This is a genomic window from Streptomyces sp. NPDC002851 (assembly GCF_053591935.1).
Map to the genome: position 1 here is coordinate 62,006 of NZ_JBSFUT010000021.1, position 14,446 is coordinate 76,451.

13 protein-coding genes and 1 pseudogene are annotated in these 14,446 nt (G+C 72.5%); 4 read left to right on the forward strand and 10 right to left on the reverse strand.

Annotated features, from left to right (window positions below):
* Positions 1–44: 44 nt before the first annotated feature.
* Entirely contained in the window at positions 45–902 is an 858-nt protein-coding gene (locus ACWD10_RS22450; RefSeq protein WP_451093642.1) for an SDR family oxidoreductase, read from the reverse strand.
* A gap of 139 nt (positions 903–1,041) precedes the next feature.
* A complete protein-coding gene (locus tag ACWD10_RS22455; protein ID WP_451093644.1) occupies positions 1,042–2,298 on the reverse strand; it encodes a threonine synthase in 1,257 nt (418 codons plus the stop codon).
* An 83-nt stretch (positions 2,299–2,381) separates the two neighbouring features.
* On the opposite strand from ACWD10_RS22455, the gene ACWD10_RS22460 reads away from it, so the two are divergent.
* Complete coding sequence (locus tag ACWD10_RS22460) at positions 2,382–3,185, forward strand: class I SAM-dependent methyltransferase (RefSeq protein ID WP_451093646.1); 804 nt, start codon at positions 2,382–2,384, stop codon at positions 3,183–3,185.
* Between the two features lie 91 nt (positions 3,186–3,276).
* On the opposite strand, the pseudogene ACWD10_RS22465 reads toward ACWD10_RS22460, so the two are convergent.
* Both ACWD10_RS22465 and ACWD10_RS22470 read right to left on the reverse strand, forming a co-directional pair.
* A pseudogene (locus ACWD10_RS22465) lies at positions 3,277–4,266 on the reverse strand (glycoside hydrolase family 16 protein); the annotation flags it as partial.
* A gap of 151 nt (positions 4,267–4,417) precedes the next feature.
* On the reverse strand, positions 4,418–5,122 hold the full coding sequence (locus tag ACWD10_RS22470) for a ribonuclease H family protein (protein WP_451093648.1): 705 nt from the start codon (positions 5,120–5,122) through the stop codon (positions 4,418–4,420).
* Between the two features lie 339 nt (positions 5,123–5,461).
* Between ACWD10_RS22470 and ACWD10_RS22475 the strand changes: the two genes are divergently transcribed.
* Positions 5,462–5,719 carry a hypothetical protein gene (locus tag ACWD10_RS22475; protein WP_451093650.1) on the forward strand — a complete coding sequence of 86 codons (258 nt, stop codon included), beginning with the start codon at positions 5,462–5,464 and terminating at the stop codon, positions 5,717–5,719.
* Positions 5,720–5,797: 78 nt separating this feature from the next.
* On the opposite strand, the gene ACWD10_RS22480 is transcribed toward ACWD10_RS22475, so the two are convergent.
* Positions 5,798–5,959: a hypothetical protein gene (locus ACWD10_RS22480; protein ID WP_451093652.1), complete on the reverse strand. Its 162-nt coding sequence runs from the start codon at positions 5,957–5,959 to the stop codon at positions 5,798–5,800.
* Positions 5,960–6,247: 288 nt separating this feature from the next.
* On the opposite strand from ACWD10_RS22480, the gene ACWD10_RS22485 reads away from it, so the two are divergent.
* On the forward strand, positions 6,248–7,459 hold the full coding sequence (locus ACWD10_RS22485; RefSeq protein ID WP_451093654.1) for a nitrate/nitrite transporter: 1,212 nt from the start codon (positions 6,248–6,250) through the stop codon (positions 7,457–7,459).
* A gap of 11 nt (positions 7,460–7,470) precedes the next feature.
* Here the strand turns inward: ACWD10_RS22485 and ACWD10_RS22490 are convergent, their stop codons facing one another.
* From ACWD10_RS22490 to ACWD10_RS22510, 5 genes are all read right to left on the reverse strand, one after another.
* Entirely contained in the window at positions 7,471–9,111 is a 1,641-nt protein-coding gene (locus tag ACWD10_RS22490; protein WP_451093656.1) for an amidohydrolase, read from the reverse strand.
* 70 nt (positions 9,112–9,181) lie between these two features.
* Positions 9,182–10,276 (reverse strand): APC family permease, encoded by a 1,095-nt coding sequence (locus ACWD10_RS22495; RefSeq protein ID WP_451093658.1) that lies wholly within the window; start codon positions 10,274–10,276, stop codon positions 9,182–9,184.
* Entirely contained in the window at positions 10,246–10,680 is a 435-nt protein-coding gene (locus ACWD10_RS22500) for a hypothetical protein (RefSeq protein ID WP_451093660.1), read from the reverse strand. The genes ACWD10_RS22495 and ACWD10_RS22500 overlap by 31 nt, the downstream gene beginning before the upstream one ends.
* Before the next feature lie 188 nt (positions 10,681–10,868).
* The gene (locus ACWD10_RS22505; RefSeq protein ID WP_451093662.1) at positions 10,869–11,243 is read right to left on the reverse strand and encodes an iron chaperone; all 375 of its coding nucleotides are present in this window, start codon (positions 11,241–11,243) and stop codon (positions 10,869–10,871) included.
* 34 nt (positions 11,244–11,277) lie between these two features.
* Entirely contained in the window at positions 11,278–12,747 is a 1,470-nt protein-coding gene (locus ACWD10_RS22510) for a helix-turn-helix domain-containing protein (protein WP_451093664.1), read from the reverse strand.
* A gap of 128 nt (positions 12,748–12,875) precedes the next feature.
* Here ACWD10_RS22510 and ACWD10_RS22515 point away from each other — a divergent pair, with 128 nt between their 5' ends.
* Positions 12,876–14,345: a M64 family metallopeptidase gene (locus ACWD10_RS22515; RefSeq protein WP_451093666.1), complete on the forward strand. Its 1,470-nt coding sequence runs from the start codon at positions 12,876–12,878 to the stop codon at positions 14,343–14,345.
* Positions 14,346–14,446: the final 101 nt, after the last annotated feature.

The window sequence follows — 14,446 nt, forward strand, 5'->3', positions numbered from 1 at the left end:
GCACCTTGCCCATCCCACCCTGCCACCCCTCCCCACGAAGCCGATCACCGCTCCCCGAAGTCGGCCGCGTGGTCCTCGGCCCACTGGCGGAAGGTGCGCGCGGGGTTGCCGGTGAGGTCGGTGACCGTCGTGGTGATCTCCGGTTCGATCTCGGCGAGGGCGGCGAGGGTCTTCAGGAAGCGGGGGAACATCTGTGGCGGCACATGCGGGTACATGTCGGGCGTGACCTCGGACTCCGGGATCTCGTCGAAGGTCAGGTCGCGGCCGATCGCGGACCCGATGAGGTGCACCTGCTCCTCGGCCGTGAGCGCCTCGGGCCCGGTGATCCGGAGGGCGGCGCCGCTGTGCCCGTCGTCGACGAGCGCGCGTACCGCGACCGCCGCGAGGTCGGCCTCGTGGAGGGGTGCGGCGGCCGCCCGGGCGAACGCGTCGCGCACGGTGGTGGCGCCGGAGCGGATCTGCGGCGCCCACTGCAGGGCGTTGGTGGCGAAGGCGTTGGGCCGCAGGAAGGTCCGGTCGAGGCCGCTCTCCCGCACCAGCTTCTCCGCCCGGGCGTGTTCGACGTGGAGGGGGTGGTCGGCGTCGAGGGTCTCGTCGTCGTTGTTGATGATGCCGGACGAGAGCAGTACGACGCGTCGCACCCCGGCCTCGCGCGCCGCGTCCAGAACGGCGCCGGTGTGCTCGCCGGTCGCGGCGAGGTGCAGGAACAGCGCGTCCGTGGCGGTGAACAGCGCTGCCAGGGCGGCGCGTTGGGTGTAGTCGGCGAGGACCGGTTCGACCCCTTCGGCCGGGGCGACCCGCTGCGGGTCGCGGACCAGGGCGCGCACCGGGTGCCCTGCGGAGGCGAGTTGGGCGACGAGGTGGCGGCCGACGTTGCCGGTGGCGCCGGTTACTGCGATCACGGTGGCTCCTTGCGGTGCTTGCGCGCGTGCGATGTGCACACCGGCCGAGCGTAGGCAGGCGGCGCCAGGGCGCGGATCGGCGCTTGGGCGGAGCCCGGAGTAGTTCCTACGGCCTACGCCTACGACCTACGCCCGGGGCTCACGCCGCCTGGCCCGCGCGCCTGAGCGCCTCCTCCACCGCCTCCCACGTCGGCTCGGACGGGGTGAGCGGTTCCGTGCCGACGTCCAGGTCCTTGAAGCCGCTCGACGTCGACACGCAGACGACGGGTCCGTCCGCCGTGCCGCCCGCGGCGGTCCACTGCCGGTAGCCCGCGAGGCCCGCCACGGCGGAGAGTTCGGCCCAGACGCCCTGGCGGGCGAGGGCGTCGCGGGCGCGGGTGAGTTCCTCGTCGGTGACGAGCAGCGCGTCGCCGCCGCTGTCCCGGACGGCGCGTACGGCGCGGTGGCCACCGGCCGCGCAGTCGATGGCGTACGCCTTGGTGGCCCCGACCGGGACGACGGTCGCCGGAGCGTCGGTGCGCAGCGCGGCGGCGAGCGGGCCTCCGACGGCGGGCTCACAGCCGTACATGCGCGGCACGCGGTCGGTGACACCGAGGCGGTGCAGTTCGGCGAAGCCCTTCCAGATGCCGAAGAGCAGCTCGCCGTAGCCGACCGGGGCGAACACGGCGGCGGGGACACCGAGTTCGGCGTGCAGTTCGTACGCGATGGTCTTGTAACCCTCCGGGCCGAAGGCGTGGCCGGTGTGGGTGCGGGTGAGGTTGCTGACGTTGTGGTAGCCGAGGCGTTCGCAGACCGTCTCGAGCAGCGGCCAGCTCTTGTCGCGTGGTACGGCGAGCACGGCCGCGCCGTACGCCCGCAGGAACGACACGACGGCGGGCGGCGCCCCGGTCCCGGTGAGCACGACGCAGCCGAGCCCGGCGCGGGCGGCGTACGCGGCGGCCGACGCGCCGTGGTTCCCGGACGAGGCCACGGCGACGCCCTTGACGCCCATGTGCACGGCCGCGCTGACGGTGACCCGGTTGAGCCGGTCCTTATGGCTCCACGTGGGGTTACGGGACTCGTCCTTGATCCACACTCCGTCGCCGACGGGAACCAGGGCCGTACCGCCCTCCCCCAGGCCGGGGGCGGCGAGCGGCGGCAGCAGCGGCGCCCAGCGGTCCAGGCCGCCCCCGACCGGTCCGGCGGCCGGGGCGAACAGGTCGGTGGGGGCTGCGTCGTTGGCGTAGTAGGCGTAGTCGACCTCGGCCGGGTAGGCGAGCTCGGGCGTACTCGTCCGTGGGCAGCCGCGCAGCAACGAGGGCCACAGGGGGTAGCGCACCTCGGGGTCCCCCAACGAGCGCTGGGACCGGGCCAACGACGGTGCGGGAACGGCGGGTTCGGCGGAGGGTTCGACCATGGCGGGGATTCTACGAGGGGGATCCGCGCGGGACGGGCCCTAAATCGATGGTCGTGGCCCGTCCCCTCCGCGAGGATCCCCTCATGACAAACCGCACCACACCCACCACCCCCACCGGCCCCACCGGCTCCGGCGACTTCGAGCAGCTGGTCGCCGAGGGTGCCGCCGTGCCCACCGAGGGCTGGGACTTCTCCTGGTTCGAGGGGCGGGCCAGCGAGCAGCGGCCCTCCTGGGGCTACCAGCGCCGCATGGGCGAGCGCATGGCCCGCGCCGGGGCTGCGCTCGATATTCAGACGGGCGGTGGCGAGGTTCTCGCCGGTGTTCCGCGGCGTCCGCCGCTGTGCGTGGCCACCGAGGCCTGGCCGCCGAATGTCGCCAAGGCGACGGCGCTGCTCCATCCGCTCGGCACCGTTGTCGTCGCGGACCCGGAGGAGCCGCCGCTGCCGTTCGCGGACGGTGCCTTCGACCTGGTGGTGAGCCGGCACCCGGTGAAGCCGTACTTCACGGAGATCACCCGCGTCCTGTCCCCCGATGGCACGTACTTCGCCCAACACGTGGGCCCGGCCAGTTGTTTCGAGCTCGTCGAGTACTTCCTGGGGCCGCAGCCGGAGGAGCGGCGCAAGGCCCGCCACCCCGACCTCGAACGTGCCGAGGCGGAGCGGGCGGGCCTGGAGATCGTCGATCTGCGCTTGGAGCGGCTGCGGATGGAGTTCTACGACACCGCGGCCGTGGTGCACTTTCTGCGCAAGGTGATCTGGATGGTGCCCGGCTTCACCGTCGAGGCGTACGAGCCGCGGCTGCGGGCGCTGCACGAACAGATCCAGCGGGACGGCCTGTTCCTGACGCACAGCACCCGCGTCCTGATGGAGGCACGGAAGCCGGACTGAGACGGCGGGGCCTTCGGAGCCGTACCGATGGGAGCGCCTCGGCCGTATCGACGGCAGCGCCTAGAGCGTGTGCTCCAGCTCGCTACTCGCCGCCGCCCGCCCGCGTCGACACCGCGACGTAGTCCACGACCATCGGGTGCCCCGGCTCCGTCCCCGCCACCGGCGTGGCCTGTCCGGCGGCGCCGTCCGGGAAGGCGCCGCCCATCGCGACGTTGAGGAGCAGGAAGTAGCCCTCGTGGTCGGTCATGTTGGACCAGGTCTCGGCGGAGAAGCGGTCCTGGGACAGGGTGTGGAACTGCTCCCCGTCGACGTACCAGCGCAGTTGGTTGGGCGAGACCGAGCGGTCCCACTCGAACCGGTAGGTGTGGAAGCCGGACTGGCAGCTGGAGCCGGGGCAGGCGCGGCTGTTCCCGAGGCCCTGTGTCTCGTTGCAGTCGCCGCCCGGGTTGACGCCGCAGTGCAGGACGCCCCAGACGGAGTCGACGCCGTTGACGTTCTCCATGACGTCGAACTCGCCGATGGCGGGCCAGTTCTGGTAGTTGCCGCGGTACGGTCCGCCGAGCGCCCAGAACGCCGGCCAGTAGCCGAGCGCCTTGTCGCCGGTGATGTTCGGCATCTGGATGCGGGCCTCGATGGCGAGGACGCCGCCCTCGGGGGCCTTGAAGTCGGTGCGTTTGGTCTCGATCCGGGCCGAGGTCCACTTGCCGGAGCCGTCGCGCAGCGGCGTGATGCGGAGATTGCCCTCGCCGTCGAGGCTCAGGTTGTCGGGCGAGTCGGTGTACTCCTGGACTTCGCCGGTGCCCCAATTGGGCGGGCCGCCGGGGTAGTTGTGGCCTTTGTCGACCAGCCAGTTGTCGCTGGAGGGCGCGGATCCGGCGGCGCCTTCGAAGTCGTCCTGCCACTCGACCGTCCAGCCGGGCGCGGGCGGCGGTACGTCGCCCTGTGCGGTGCCGGGGACGAGCAGGGCGCCGACGGCCGCGGTGACCGCGAACGCGGAGGCGAGGACGGTACGGCGGCGGGTCCGGCGGATTCGGTGCCGGATTCTGGTCCTGGTACGCGTGCTGGGACGGGTGCTGCTCATCGAACACCTCCGTGGGGGGAAGAGGGTCATGGGAGCGCTCCCAGTGTTTTGTAGTTGAGGTGCCGGGCCGCGTCAATGGCCTGACACCGTCAACTTCTCGAAGGGATCCCGGAGTTCGGGAGCGCTTGTCCCGCTTATCCCCCTTGTCCCCCTACGGGGCGGCGGGCGCGCCGTCGCGGCAGGTCGGGTGGCCCCAACCGGCCGCCAGCTTGGCGATCTTCTCGCCCGCCTCGTACCGGGACTGGCAGTGGCCGCAGCGGCCGGGGAACTTGGCCTTGATCACGGGGCCCGAGCCGTCGCGGGGCGCGCGGCGGGCCGGGGCCTTGCGGGAGCGGGTCGCGCGCGGCTTGTCCTCCGTCTCGGGGCTCGGCCGCGGCACGTCGGTGGCGCCGTGCGAGGTACCGGCGGGCTCCTGGTCGGTGGCGGCGGTGCTGGCCGCGGCGTCGGCGATGGCGTTGAGCGGGTCGCCGTTCACCTGGTGGGCGAGGACGTGCTGGAACGTCACGTCGCGGCCTTCGAGCAGGCCGTCGATGCGGACGACCAGGTCCTTGTTGGCCACGGGCTTCTTCGACGCGGTCTGCCAGCCGTTGCGCTTCCAGCCCGCGATCCACTTGGTGACCGCGTTCATCGCGTACTGCGAGTCCATCCGGATCTCCAGCGGTACGGCCGGGTCCGTGGCCTCGAGGAGTTCGGCGAGCGCGGTCAGTTCGGCCACGTTGTTCGTGTTCCGGCCGAGCGGGCCCGCCTCCCAGCGCTGCGGGGTGCCCGCGGCGTCGGCGAGCACCCAGGCCCAGCCCGCGGGCCCGGGATTGATCTTGGCGGCACCGTCGCAGGCCGCGATCATGCGTTCAGACATCCCTCGATCATGCCAGGCCCGCGAGGCCGGTCGAGCACCTCGGACACCAGGCGCATCAGCAGGCGCATCAGGCAGTCATCTCGGGCACTTCAGATTCCTCGCGGATCGGTCGAGAGCGGACCGGTCGAGGGCGGATCGCTCGGGACCCGACATGCGGCAGGGCGCGTCCGGGGGTGTACGCGTTCCTGCCGTTGGGGTTCGCTGAAGGGCCCGACGTACCATACGGACAGGCGGACAGTTCAGCCGAGGCGAGCGGTCGGCTCAGGTCAGGCGGCCGTCGCCGCCGCCCGTTCCCGGCGCACCAACCGGCAGTCCGCGCCTCGAGACAGGTGGCTGACCATGACAGCGATCCGTCCTCCGCTCAAGCCGCCCGGGGTTCCGGGTGTACTCGGCTTCGGCCTGTTCGTGGCGTTCGCTTGCGCGGTGCCGTTCCTGTTCGGCGCGATGTTCGGCCATCCATGGCTGGTCGCGGCGAGCACCTTCGTGGCGGCCGCACTGGTGGTCGCGGCCGTGAGCCTGCACGCCCGGCGCCCCCACGACGACACGTGGCCGCTGCACGAACGGGAGCACGGGCAGGAGCGGGAACAGGAACGGTAGGACACCGCGAAGGCGGCTTTCGGTCCTGCCCCTGCCCCTGTTCCGGCTCCGAGCGATCGGCTCCCGGCAGGGGTGGGCTTATTCGCCGGTGGGCGCGGAGCTCGTGACGCCCCAGCGGAGCGCCTGCTCGACCTCGCGCTGGGTCTCCTCGGCCGTCTCGCGCACCTCCGTCGGAACGTCACCGCGCTCCTCGACGAGCTGGGCGTAGATGGGTGCGTCTGTGGTGTCGATCGCGCTCATGTCTGTGTACCTCTCCCCCGATGGTGTGCGTGTCCCCGCTGCTTCAGGTCAGCGGACGGTGGACGAGTGTACGCGGCGCGTGTCCACGTCAGCTGCTGGATTCCACCCATCAAGCCGCGCACGGCGGGACATAACCGGACGAGCTTGGCGCACGTCAGCAAGGTGATCCCTGGCACACCGCGCGCACCACCGGCCACACCGCTGCTCGCACCACTGGCCACACCACTGGCCGCCGCTGGTCGCACCGCTCGCCGTGCCGTTGCCCCGGGGCCGCCCTAGCGTGGCGCTGTGGATCACACCCCGTCCGCCGCGTACCGCAATCTGGTCCTGGCCACCGTCGGCTTCACGCTGACCTTCTGGGCCTGGGACCTGATCGCGCCGCTCGGCAGTGCCTATAACGACCGGCTCGGTCTCTCCTCCTTCCAGCAGTCGCTCCTGGTCGCGGTGCCCGTGATCGTGGGGTCGCTCGGCCGGATCCCGGTCGGGGCGCTCACCGACCGGTACGGCGCCCGGCTGATGTTCCCGCTGGTGGCGGCATTCACGATCGTGCCGGTGCTCCTGATGATCCCGGCGGGCGACTCGTACCCGGCGCTGCTCGCGGTGGGGTTTCTGCTCGGCCTCGGCGGTACGACGTTCGCGATCGGTGTGCCGCTGGTCAACTCGTGGTTCCCGCCTGCCAGAAGGGGCTTCGCGATCGGTGTCTTCGGCATGGGTACGGGCGGGGTCGCGCTCTCCGGCTACTTCACGCCGCGGATCGCCAAGCACGGCCAGGACCTGCCGTTCTACGTCGTGGCCGCGGCGCTCGCCGTATTCGCGCTGCTCGCGGTGGTGCTGATCCGGGACCGGCCGGACCGTCCGGTGCCGACCGCGTCGCTGGCCTCGCGGCTCGGCGCGGCGGGGCGGCTGCGGGTGACGTGGGAGCTGTCCGCGCTGTACGCGGTCGGATTCGGCGGGGTCGTCGCGTTCGGCGTCTATCTGCCGACGTATCTCAAGACCTGGTACGAGCTGTCGCCGACCGACGCCGGGACGAGGGCGGCCGGGTTCGCCCTGGTCACCGTGGTCGCCCGGCCGGTCGGCGGCTGGCTCTCGGACCGGATCCACCCGGCGACGGTCACCTCGGGTGCCTTGGTGCTCGTGGCGCTGCTCGCCGTGGCCCAGGCGTTCGACCCGGCGCTCGCGCCGATCGGCACCATCTGTTTCCTGGGCATGGCGGCCGGGCTCGGAGCCGCGAGCGGCAGCGTGTTCGCGATGGTGGCGCAGGTGACGCCGGAGCGGCAGGTGGGGTCCGTGACCGGGATCGTGGGCGCGGTCGGCGGCCTGGGCGGCTTTGTGCCGCCGCTGGTGATGGGCGCGATCTACAGCGCGAAGGACTCGTACGCGATCGGCTTCATGCTCCTGTCGGACCTGGCGCTCGCGGGCTGCGTGTACGCGTTCGGCCGGATGCGCACGGCGGGGCGGGCGGAGAGCGGCCGAGCCGGGGCCGAGGCCCCGAGCGGCTGACCTTCCGTGGCTCACGCCCGGTACGTCTCCGCTCCGGCGAGCCAGGTGCGCCGTACCCGGATGTGCCGGATGCGCTGCGGGTCGGTCCGGCGCGGGTCGGCCGACAGCCACACCAGGTCGGCGGGGGCTCCCGGGGCGACCTTGCCGCGGTCGTCGGCGAAGGCCTGGTGGGCGACGCCGCTGGTGTACGCGTCCAGGGCCTGCTCCACCGTCAGCCGTTGGTGCGGCAGCCAGCCTTGTGCCGGTTCCCCGTCGAACGTCCGCCGGGTCACGGCGACTTGGGTGCCCTCCAACGGCAGGTGGGAGCTGACCGGCCAGTCGCTGCCGAAGGACAGCCGGGCGCCGCCGCGCGCCAGGTCGCCCATGGGGTACTGAAGCGCGGTGCGTCGCTCACCGAGCCGCGGTATGGACAGCTCGGTCTGGAGCGGGTCGGGCTGCGCCCACAGCGGTTCGAAGTTGGCGATGACGCCGAGCTGCGCGAAGCGCGGCAGGTCCGCGGGGTCCACCACCTGCACGTGGGTGATCACCGGGCGGCGGTCCCACGTGGGGTTGCCGCCGACCGCCGCTTCGACGGCGTCCAGGGCGGCGCGGACACCGGCGTCGCCGATCGCGTGAATGTGCACCTGGAAGCCGTCGGCGTCGAAGGCCCGTACGGCCTCGGCCAGCGCGGTCGGCTCCCACACGGGCATGCCGCAGCTGTGCGGTGCGTCGCAGTACGGCTCCAGCATCGCCGCCGTACCGCCTTCGATGACGCCATCGCTGAAGAACTTCACCGTACGGGCGGTCAACAGGCCGCCGGCACCGCCGCCTTGGGCCGCGCGCTCGCGTTCCTCGGCCTCGATGAGCCTCCGCACCCGCGAGAAGGCGGGGCGCTGCGCACGCCACCGGTCCGGGTCCGCGCGCTGCGCGAGGTTGACGCGCATCTTCAGGGCTCCGCGCCGCGCGGCCTCGCGGTAGGCGGCGACCATCTCCGGCTCGACCCAGGCGTCCTGCACCCAGGTGAGACCCGCGCGGGCGTACGTCTCCCCCGCCACCCGCAGCGCCTCGACGAGTTCGTCGACGGAGCGCCCGGGCACCCGGTCGAGGACCAGGTCGCAGGCGTGCCACTCGCGCAGGGTGCCCATCGGGGAGCCGTCGTCGCGGCGCACGATCCACCCCAGGCGCGGGTCCGGGGTCGTATCGGTGACCTTGGCCCGGCGCAGCGCCTCGCTGTTGCACCAGACCGTGTGGTAGTCGAACGCGCGCAGCACGACCGGCCGGTCCGGTACGGCGGCGTCCAGCCAGCGGGCGTCGAACGCGCCGTCGGGTGCGAGCGAAGGGTCGTACGAGGCGCCGACGATCCAGGTCTCCTCCGGGTGCCGGGCCGCCCAGCTGCCGACCTCGGCGACGATGGCCTCGACGGAGGTCTTGTCCTTGATGCGGGGGCCGAAGTGTTCGAGTCCGCCGAAGAGGGGATGGGCGTGGCCGTCGCCGAAGGCGGCCATGAGCAGGCCGTCCCCGAGCTCCACGACGTCGTCGGCGGTGGCGGTGAGGCGCTCGGCCGCGGCGCCGAGTGCGTGGACGCGGCCGTCGCGTACGGCGACCGCCGTGGCGTCGCCGTGTTCCGCCGTGCCGGTACGGACGGTTCCGCGGATGACCAGTGTGCGGGACACGGTTGTCTCGTCCTCCCAGGGGTGGTTGGTCGGCCAGTGGTGGTGGGTCGGCCGGGTGAAGGGCCTGCCGTCAGGCGCGTTCGGCGTCGACGGTGGTCAGTGCCGCGTACGTCTGTGGGGAGCCGCGCCGGATCCGGAGCGCGACGGCCACACCCGCGACGAAGACGAGGGGCAGGGGTGCGAGCAGGGCGATATTGACGCCGGTGGGGGCGCCGGTGAGCAGGTCGAAGTGGGCGCAGACCAGGCAGATGAGCGTGGTGAGGCCCGCGCAGGCGACGAGCGGGGCGACCACGACGCGCCAGACGGAAAGCCCGCGCCGGTCGCCCCGGAAGAAGCCGTATACGGCGAACGCGGTGACGGCCTGAAGGAGCATGATGCCGAGGATGCCGGTGCCGTTGGTCCACAGGAACGTCACCGCGTACGGGTCCACGCCGCTCACCACCGTCACCAGGACCGTGACGAGGCCGATGGCCGACTGGGCGAGGACCGCGGGGGCGGGCGAGCGGTGCCGGGCGCCCACCGTGCCGAGGCGGCGCGGGAGCAGGCCCTCGCGGCCGAGTGCGTAGAAGTAGCGGGTGGCGCCGTTGTGGAACGCGAGCGTGGCCGCGAAGGCGCTGGTGATGATCAGCAGGTGCATGGCGTCCGCGGCCCAGGCCCCGGCGAAGCGTGCGGTGGCGTCGAAGACCATGTCCGAGCCGCCCTCGCCGCCTGCGACCGCCTGGGCGCGGTCGGAACCGTAGGCGTTGATGATCGTCCACACGGTGAAGGTGTAGAAGAGCGCGAGGAAGCCGACGGCGATATAGGTGGCGCGCGGCACGGTCCGTTCCGGCTGCCGCGCCTCCTCGGCGTAGATGGCGGTCGCCTCGAATCCGATGAACGCGCCGATGGCGAGGACGAACATCCCACCCACGCCGTCGCCCACCAGCTGCGCGGGCGAGAGCGTGCCGAGGTCCGGGCCCTGGGGTCCGCCGCCGTGCGCGAACACGCCCGCCTCGAAGACGAGGAGCACGAGGACTTCGAGGAGCAGCGCCACGCCGAGCACCTTCGCGCTGAGGGTGACCTTGAGGTAGCCGAGCACGCCGATCGCCACGAGACCGGCGAGTGCCCACACCCACCACGGGACGGTCGTGCCGGTCAGATCGCGGAATCCGGACTCCGTGAACATCCGAAGCCGACGAGGAGTCCGATCTCGATGGCGTTGTACGCGAGCAGGGCGACGTACGCCGAACCGACGCCCGCCGCACGGCCGATGCCCCGGCCGATGTAGGCGTAGAAGGCGCCCGCGTTGCGCACGTACCGGCTCATGGCGGTGAAGCCCGCGGCGAAGACGATGAGCAGGAGCCCGGAGATCAGATAGCCGAGGGGGGCCGCCGGGCCCGCCATGGCGATGGCGAGCGGGGCGACCCCGGCCATGACGGTGAGCGGTGCCGCCGCCGCGACGACGAAGAAGACGAGGTCGCCGGTGCCGATGGCACCGTGTTCGAGGGATGCGGCGGGCCGCTGCGGGGAGGCGGTGCGGGCAGTGCCCGCCATGCTCGGGTTCGGGTTCGAGTTCGCCGACAGAGGCATGGACGCGCTTCCTTCCGCTTCACGATTCCGTACCGTCGACTCGGTTGCCGCCTCCCGAGGGCTGCGCCCCCGGACGCCCTCCAGCCCTGCCCTACCCTGCTCGCGGTACCTCCCCTGTCTCCCCCGCCCCACCACTCCGTACCCCTACGCAGCCGTCTCGCCCGCCCGTCAGCTCGGCCCGCTGGACGTCAGCAGATCGTGCCGGGTGCCGCCGCCGTGGCCCTCAGCAGATCGCGCACCAGGTCGATGGCCAAGTCGTCGATATTTTCCGGCTTTCGGAAACGCAGGCAGCCCTTGCCCATGTCCTGTCCGGCCAGGCGCTCAGCGAAGGCTTTCCGGACATCGCTGCGCATCAGATAGAAGGAGACGTACTGCTTCTGGCTCGCGAAGGCGATCTCGACCACGCCGTCCCGGGCGTAGGCGGGCATGCCGTACGCCATGATCTCGTCGAACCCCGTGAGTTCCGCGCGGCACAGCTCCCGCAGCCGGGCCAGGACGTCCCTGCGCTCCTGCGGCAGTCCGGCGAGATATCCGTCGACGTCCTGCGCCTTGCTCTGGACCATGCGGTGAGCCTAGGCCGTTTCCCCGGGCTCCGCGTCACGTGCCCTCCCCGAGCCGCAACCCCGGGGGTCGGGCCGGGGCCGGGCCGAGGGTGGTGGTGCCGGGGGCGGCGCGGTGGCCGAGGCCGGTGCGGTAGGCGTCGAGTGCGGCCTCGGTGCGGCCCGTACGGCGCAGGAGGTCGCCGAGGAGGCGGCAGATGTCGGCGAGGTCGCCCGCCGCCCCGGCCTGTTCGAGGAGGGACAGCGCTCGGGTGTAGTGCTCTTCGGCGGTCTCGGTGGCGTCGGTCTCTTCGGCGATCAGGCCGAGGAGGCGGTGGGCGCCGCCCGCGTGCACGGCGCCGCGCTCCGGGTTGAGGCCGCCGAGGAGGCGGTGCAGAAGCTCCTCGGCCTCGTCGGTCCGGCCGCGGCGGCGCAGCACATCGGCCAGCTCCACCTCGACCTGCGTGGTGTAGAGGGCGGCGCGTTTGGACGCCAGCATGGCGTGGGCGGTGCGCAGTTCGGCCTCGGCGCGGTCCAGGTCGCCGTTCTGGGCGTGGACGTATCCGCGCATCCAGTGGCAGTGGGCGAGTTCGGTGCGGATCTGGAGTTGTTGGTAGAGCTCGGCGGCCTTGGCGAGGGAGGCGTCGGCCTCGGCGGCGCGGCCTTCGGTGATGAGGGTGCGGGCCACCGAGCGGTGCAGGGACGCGATCAGGGCGGGGTCGGTGACCTGGGGGGCCAGGGCGAGGGCGAGTTCGGCGGTCTGGGCGGCGCGGGCGTGGGCGCCCATGTCCATGTACGGGGCGATGACGGCGCTGTAGAGGAGGAGCAGGGCGTCCGGGTCGTGCAGGCCCGCGGCGTCCAGTTCGTCGAGGGTGGACTCAAGGAGGTAGCAGGCGTAGCGGAGTTCGCCCGCCAGGTAGTGGGCGACGGCGCGGCCGCGTACCGCCCGGGCGCGCTGGGCCGGGGGCACTTCGGGCGCGTGCTCGGCGAGGTGTCGCTCGGCGGCCTCGAAGCGGGTGCGGGCCCGGTCGAGTTCACCGGTTTCCAGGGCGCACTGGCCGAGGCCGATCAGCGCGGTGGCCCGCTCGGCGTGCAGGCCGTGCTCTTCGGCCTCGGCGAGCAGTCGTTGGTACGCGGCCGCCGCGTCGCAGGCGTCCCCGGTCGCCAGGATGCGCTGGGCGTCGGCCAGGCGCAGGCGCAGGTCGGTGGCGAGGTGGGCGGGGCGCCCGGTGGCGAGTTCGTCGTACGACACACCGAGCTTCTCGGCGAGGTGGCGCAGGGCCGGTTCGGAGGGCTTGACCCTTCCGGCCTCGAGGGTGGAGATGTAAGCGGGTGTGTAGGCGGGTTCGGCGACCTGCCGCTGTGTCAGGCCGCGCCGGGTGCGGAGCTGTTTGACGCGTCGGCCGAGTTCCGTGAGAGGCGGCGTCGCAGGACGAGCCCCGTCGTCGTCGAGGCGGCGTACTCCGCTCTTACCTCTGGAACCGGCCCCGCTCGTACTCCCGTGCCCACTGCTGTCGGCTGTCGTCATCCGGCGCCCCCTTCCCCGTACAGAATCGTTCCCTCGTTGTCCGGTAACGACTCTTGTCCGTCACGCCCCGCACGCTTACCTTAAGTCGCCGACTTAAGTTGAGTTAACCCCCCGTTTGCATACGGTAGTTGGAGGACGAGATCGTGCAGCTGCTCAAGCCCGGGGCCCTGGCGGCGACCGGCCTCGCCCTCGCCGCCCTCCTTGCCGCCACGGCCGACGGCGCCGTGGCCGACCCCGCCCCCTCGACCGACGGGCCGACGGTCGAGGCGGAGTACTTCCCGCACCCCGAAGGCACCGGCCGCACCACGCGCGTACCGGTCAACTCACCCCCTCAGCTGGTCTCTTCGCGCGATGACCTCTCCGCGCGGGAGGCGGCCGGTGACGGTGACGTCACCCCGATCGCCGAGACCGGACCCAGCGCCGACCGGCTCGACGTGACGATCATCGGGGACGGCTATACGGCCGCCGAGGAGCGCGACTTCCTCGCCGACGCCAAGGCCAAGTGGGCGGACGTCACGGGCATCGAGCCGTACCGGAGCTACACCGGTCTGTTCAACGTGTGGGCCGTGAGCGCCGCCTCCGCGGAGTCCGGCGTCTCCGGCGACCCGGATTCCTCCGTCGTGCGGAACACCGCGCTCGGCTCGTACTTCTGGTGCGACGACATCGAGCGGCTGCTCTGCGCCGACCTCGACAAGGTCAAGTCGTACGCGGACAAGGCGCCGGAGACGGACCTGGTCGTCGTGGTGGCCAACTCCACGAAGTACGGCGGCGCGGGCTACTCGGGTCTCGACGGGGACTACGGCTTCGCCGGGGTCTCCACGCTGTCCTCCGACAACGACCGCTCGAGCCTGATCGCCGCCCACGAGATCGGCCACTCCATCGGCCTGCTCGCCGACGAGTACACGTATGACGACTACGGCACCTATGACGGCCCGGAGCGCCCCGCGCCCAACGTGTCGATCCATGACGCCGAGCAGCTGGCCGCGCGGAAGACCAAGTGGTATCGGTGGCTCGGCGAGAACGATCCGTCCGGCGGCACCGTCGGCGCGTACGAGGGCGGTGACTACTACCCGCGCGGCATCCGGCGCCCCACCGAGTCGTCGCTGATGCGCACCCTGGCCGCCACCGAGTTCAACCTGCCCGGCCGCGAGGCCCTGATCGAGGGCTTCTACCGGTACGCCAAGCCCCTCACCGCCGAGACCGACACGGGCGAGCCGGTCGAGCGGGACACCAAGCTCGCCGTCCGCCTCGCCGAGCTGCCCCCCGGCCTCTCCCGCCTCCACCTGCGCTGGTACGTCGACGGCCGCGAGGCGCGGCAGGTGCGCGGCGACACCCGCGTGGTGCCCCGCGACCTCGGCGTACCGGCGGACGGGCGGTCCCACACCGTCACAGCCAGGACGGTGGACAGCACCGGCTCCCTGCGCGCGCCCGAGGCCCGGGCAGCAGCGGTCTCGGCGGTGACGTGGACGGTGCGGGTCCAGGGCCTGTCCGGGAGTTCCTTCCCCTCACCCGCCCCTTCCCGAAACTGGGGGCGAAGCCCCCAGCCCCCCACCACCGGGGCTTCGCCCCAGACCCCCTTTGCGGGCTTCGCCCGCTGACCCCGCCGGAGGCTTCGCCCCCTGGACCCCAGGGGTCTGGGGCGGAGCCCCAGTTGTGGGAAGGGGCGGGTAGGGGAAAGGGCCCGCCGCAGGCGCCGAGA